Consider the following 4,431-nt stretch of genomic DNA (forward strand, 5'->3'; position numbering starts at 1 on the left):
CCGGCGGCCGCCATCGCCCCGGCTACGGAGTCCGTCGGCGCGGCGACGTCCACGGTCCCGGCCGCCGAGCTACCGGCGGGAGTCCCGCCCGGACTGTCGGCCGGGGCACCGGCCGGGGCACCGGCCGGGTTGCCGCCCGCGGTGTCGGCCGGGGCCGCGCCCGGGGCGGCCGCCGAGCCGTCGGGCGGGGTGGTGGTGAAGCCGCCGGCTCGGCCCGCCTGTGCGTACGGGGAGCCGGGGAGTTTGTCCCCGTACGCCTTCACGACGCGCTCCCGGTACCCGGCCAGGGTGGTGCCCGCCCCGCCCACGGCCCGCACCGCGTCCTCGTCCAGCGGCAGCACCCGGTCGCCCCCGGCCACGTACCACGCGTCGATCTGCGGTTCCCGGAAGACCGTGCCGCCGGGCAGCGCGGCCGCGCCGAGCCGCGCGTAGCGGAACTCGTCGTCGCCGGTCGCGATGTTCACGACCTGCCAGCCGGCCTCGGTCCTCGCGGTCCACAGCGCCGCCTGCTGCCCGTCGGAGGAGACCGCCCTGCTGGCGAGGAACTCCAGGCGGGCCACCGCCGCGTCCGCCCGGCCCGCGACGAACTCCGGCGAGAGATGGTGCACGGGTACCGCCTCGCCCTCGACGCGCGGTCGCGCATCGGTCGGCGAGACCCTGCCCTCCCGGGCGAAGAAGCGGGAGAGCGTGGCGAGGGTCTCGGGGGCGGCGGCCGCCCGGCCCGCCTCGGCCCGGGTCTCGGCGGTGGCGGACAGGGGCGGCGGCACCGGCGCCGCGGCGGCCTGCGGGGCGGGACCCAGGAGGACGGCGGCGGCGAGGACCGCTCCGGTCGCGGTGGCGAGGGGGCGCAGGGTCATGGCGGTCACGCCCCGATCCGGTAGAGCGAGTGGGTCCAGGAGAAGGTGTTGTTGTTGACGTACCAGGCGTGGGAGGCCCAGTTGTAGCGGTCGCTCGACGGCCAGGGGTCTCCCCAGTACACCCAGTTGTTGGCGGTGTCGTAGCCGTACACCACGTGCATGTGCCCGCCGCCGTTCGACCACTGGATGCGGGTCTCGATCGGGCGGTCGGCGTTGATCTCGGTCTGCACGGTGGAGTACTGGAGCCAGCCGTTCACGTACGAGCCGGGGTTGACGCCCGCCCAGCGCAGACCGGTCTGGACGTTGCCGAGGGTGGCCTGGTTGTTGGGGCAGTCGTAGCCCTGCTGGCGGTTGAAGGCGGCGTTGCAGAACTGGTTCTGGCTGTAGGTGCGGCCGAACCAGGTGGCGATGGTGTTGCCGCCGGCGGCCCAGCACCAGTTGGTCTTCTGCTGGGCCTGCATGGTGATGTCGAGCCGCTTGGAGGCGAGGACGGCGGTGTCCGTGCCGGGGGCGGCGGTGGCGGTGGCCGTGGGGACGGCCAGGAGCAGGGCGGTGAGGAGGGCGGCCGGGGAAAGCCGCCGGATTCGGTTGCGCATCGCGTTCCTCCCGAGGTGGGGAGAGTGGGGGTGGAGGAGCGCGTCCGGACGCTGTGGGGAGCATCAGGGTGTTGTCGCGATCAGGTCAACACGCTTCAATACGCCGTGGCATTGCAGTGTGAATGGTGAGGCTGCGGTGTGAACGGTTGCTGTCGTTTCACCTGCTCCCCGGGAGACATACGGACGATCCCCCACCGGGCGCGAGTGAACGTTCACAGAGGAGTCGTCATGCGGCCCACCGGGGACACGGCGGATCTCGGACAGCTCCTGCGCGGCGGCCCCTTCCACCTGGCGCTGCGCGCGGCCCTCGCCGCGCGCGGGCTCCCGCTGCACCGGGTGCAGCACCGGCTCGCGGCGCGCGGCATCAAGCTCGGGGTCACCAGCCTCAGCTACTGGCAGCAGGGCGCCCGGCGGCCGCGCCGCGCGGAATCGCTGCGGGCCGTCCGCGCCCTGGAGCAGATACTGGAGCTGCCGGACGGCGCGCTCGTCCGGCTGCTGACCGCACCGGAGGCGGGCCCCGGACCCGGCCGCCCGGCCGCCCGCTCGTACCGGGCCCTGGTGAGCGTGGGCGCGGCGGTGGAGCAGCTGCTCCACGGCCTGGACCTCTCCCCCGACGGCGGACTGCACTCGGTCGGCCACCACGAGCGGGTCAGCATCGGACCGGACGGCGAACTGCGGACACGGGACTCGCAGCAGATCGTCCGCGCCCACCGCGACGGGGTCGACCGCTACCTCGCCGTCCACCACGGCGATCCGGGCTGCGACGCGTCCCGGGTGCGGGTACGCGCGCAGGAGAACTGCCGGACGGGCCGGGTGCGACACCACCCGGCGGCCGGGGTCGTCGTCGCCGAGCTGCTCTTCGACGCCCGGCTGCGGCGCGGGGACACGTACGTCTTCGGGTACGGCATCGAGGACGGCACCGGCGCGCGCAGCGGGGAGTACGTGCGCGGCTTCAGCTACGCGGGCGGCCAGTACATGCTCCAGGTCCGGTTCGACGAGGCGGCCCTGCCCGTACGCTGCCGGCGCTTCGCCCGCACCGGACCGCAGGCGCCGCGCACCGCCCTCGCCGACCTGACCCCGAGCGGGCGCCACCGCGCGGTGCACCTGGTCGAGCAGTCGGTGTCGCGCGGCATCCTCGGGATCGCCTGGGACTGGGACTAGGTCGGGCCACGGGAGCAGCGGGGATACGGGGCAGCGGGGATACGGGGATACGGGGAAGCCTGCCGCCGGGACGGTGCGCCCGGCGCCGGATTCCTGCGGTCAGCCCGCGATCAGCCTGCCGTTCTCCGCCCGGACCGGGACGGCGGGCAGCGGGTCGGTGGCGGGGCCGCGCAGCGCCCGGCCGGTGGCCACGTCGAAGCGGCTGCCGTGGCAGGGGCAGTTGCCCTCACCCTCGACGATCTTGTCGAGGACGCAGCCCGCGTGCGTGCACTGCGCGCTGAACGCCTTGTACTGGCCCTCCGCCGGGCAGCTGACGACCAGCTTCCGCTCCCGGTACAGCTTCGCGCCGCCCACCGGGACCTCCGACGCGGCGCCCAGCTCCACGGGGGCGGTGGGGGTCGCCGGGGTGTTCCCGCCGCTGTTCGTCGCGGTCGAGCAGGCCGCGAGGGTCGCCCCGGCGCCGGCCGCCCCCGCGAGCGCGGCGGCGCCCCTGAGCACGGTACGGCGGGTGGAGGACTGCGACGCGGACATGGAACTCTCCTGGGTGACGGGCGGGGTGGGGCCGTGCCGGGCGGGACCCGGGCTGCGGGGCTGCCGGGCTGCCGGGCGGGGCTCCGGCCCACCCGACGATACCGGCGGCCGATGCGGTAGCTTCCCCCGCGTGATCGTCGTCGGCGGAGAAGCCCTCATCGACCTGGTGCCCGCGGCGCACCCGCCGGGCGCGCTGCTGCCCCGCCCGGGCGGGGGCCCGTACAACACCGCGCTCGCGCTGGGCCGGCTCGGCGCGCCGGTCGCCTTCTGCTCGCGGGTCTCGGCCGACGGCTTCGGCGAGAGCCTGCTGGCCGGGCTGCGGGCGGCCGGGGTCGACCTGTCGCTGGTCCGGCGCGGCCCGGAGCCCACCACCCTCGCCGTGCCGTCGCTGGCCCCGGACGGGTCCGCCTCGTACGGCTTCTACGTCGAGGGAACGGCGGACCGGCTGTTCACCCTGCCGCCCGCCTTTCCCGACACGGTACGGGCCCTCGCGCTCGGCACCTGCTCACTCGTCCTGGAACCGGGCGCGAGCGCGTACGAGGCCCTGCTGCGGCGGGAGTCGCGGCGCGGGGCGCTGACCCTGCTGGACCCCAACATCCGGCCGGCGCTGATCACCGACCCGGCGGCGTACCGGACCCGGTTCGCCGAGCGGCTGCTGCCGCACACGACGGTGCTCAAGCTGTCGGAGGAGGACGCGGCCTGGCTCGGGGGCCGGGTCGGCGACTGGCTCGCGGCGGGCCCCTCGGCGGTGGTGCTGACCCGGGGCGCGGCGGGGATGACCGTGTGGACCCGGGACGGGGCGGAGCACTCGGTGCCCGCCCGCCGGGTCGCCGTAGCGGACACCATCGGCGCCGGCGACACCGTCAACGCGGCGCTGCTTCACCGGCTCTCCGCCGACACCGGGCCGCGCCACGCGGTGGACTGGCCGGACGTGCTGTCGTACGCGGCGCACGCGGCCGCGCTGACCTGCACCCGCGCGGGCGCCGAGCCGCCGTACGCGTCGGAGCTGGACGCCTAGGTCGTGGACCGCAGCGGCCCGCCGGCGCCGGATTCGTCACCCGATCCCGCGCCGGACTCGCGGCCGGACCTCACCGGCCCCCCGCCGGACCCGTCCGACGGCCCCGCGCCGGACCCGCGCGCCGGACCGGCGGGGCGGCCCGGCGGGGCGGACCGGCGGGGCGGACCGGAGATGCGACCCCGGGCCCGGGGAACGCGCCGGGCCCCCGGCCCCCGTCCCGGCCCCGGGGTTCGTGTCTGAGGGGCCCGGCCGTGGGCCGGGCCCCTCC

5 protein-coding genes are annotated in these 4,431 nt (G+C 76.4%); 2 read left to right on the forward strand and 3 right to left on the reverse strand.

The window, feature by feature from the left end; translation table 11 throughout:
- Positions 1-857 (reverse strand): hypothetical protein (locus tag ACFWUQ_RS31160; RefSeq protein WP_384544731.1); only part of this gene is annotated, 857 nt, incomplete at its 3' end.
- Between the two features lie 5 nt (positions 858-862).
- Positions 863-1,453 (reverse strand): papain-like cysteine protease family protein, encoded by a 591-nt coding sequence (locus ACFWUQ_RS31165; RefSeq protein ID WP_384544724.1) that lies wholly within the window; start codon positions 1,451-1,453, stop codon positions 863-865.
- A 228-nt stretch (positions 1,454-1,681) separates the two neighbouring features.
- Between ACFWUQ_RS31165 and ACFWUQ_RS31170 the strand changes: the two genes are divergently transcribed.
- The gene (locus ACFWUQ_RS31170) at positions 1,682-2,614 is read left to right on the forward strand and encodes a hypothetical protein (protein ID WP_384544725.1); all 933 of its coding nucleotides are present in this window, start codon (positions 1,682-1,684) and stop codon (positions 2,612-2,614) included.
- Between the two features lie 99 nt (positions 2,615-2,713).
- On the opposite strand, the gene ACFWUQ_RS31175 is transcribed toward ACFWUQ_RS31170, so the two are convergent.
- Positions 2,714-3,145 (reverse strand): Rieske (2Fe-2S) protein, encoded by a 432-nt coding sequence (locus tag ACFWUQ_RS31175; protein ID WP_384544727.1) that lies wholly within the window; start codon positions 3,143-3,145, stop codon positions 2,714-2,716.
- Positions 3,146-3,275: 130 nt separating this feature from the next.
- Between ACFWUQ_RS31175 and ACFWUQ_RS31180 the strand changes: the two genes are divergently transcribed.
- Positions 3,276-4,163 carry a carbohydrate kinase gene (locus tag ACFWUQ_RS31180; protein WP_384544729.1) on the forward strand — a complete coding sequence of 296 codons (888 nt, stop codon included), beginning with the start codon at positions 3,276-3,278 and terminating at the stop codon, positions 4,161-4,163.
- Positions 4,164-4,431 lie beyond the last annotated feature (268 nt).

This window comes from Streptomyces sp. NPDC058662 (assembly GCF_042716255.1).
In the GTDB taxonomy this organism is placed as follows: Bacteria; Actinomycetota; Actinomycetes; order Streptomycetales; family Streptomycetaceae; genus Streptomyces.

Coding starts and splice junctions, on each gene's coding strand:
- ACFWUQ_RS31165 (WP_384544724.1), bottom strand. CDS start 1,453: ATGCGCAACCGAATCCGGCGGCTTTCCCCGGCCGCCCTCCTCACCGCC.
- ACFWUQ_RS31170 (WP_384544725.1), top strand. CDS start 1,682: ATGCGGCCCACCGGGGACACGGCGGATCTCGGACAGCTCCTGCGCGGC.
- ACFWUQ_RS31175 (WP_384544727.1), bottom strand. CDS start 3,145: ATGTCCGCGTCGCAGTCCTCCACCCGCCGTACCGTGCTCAGGGGCGCC.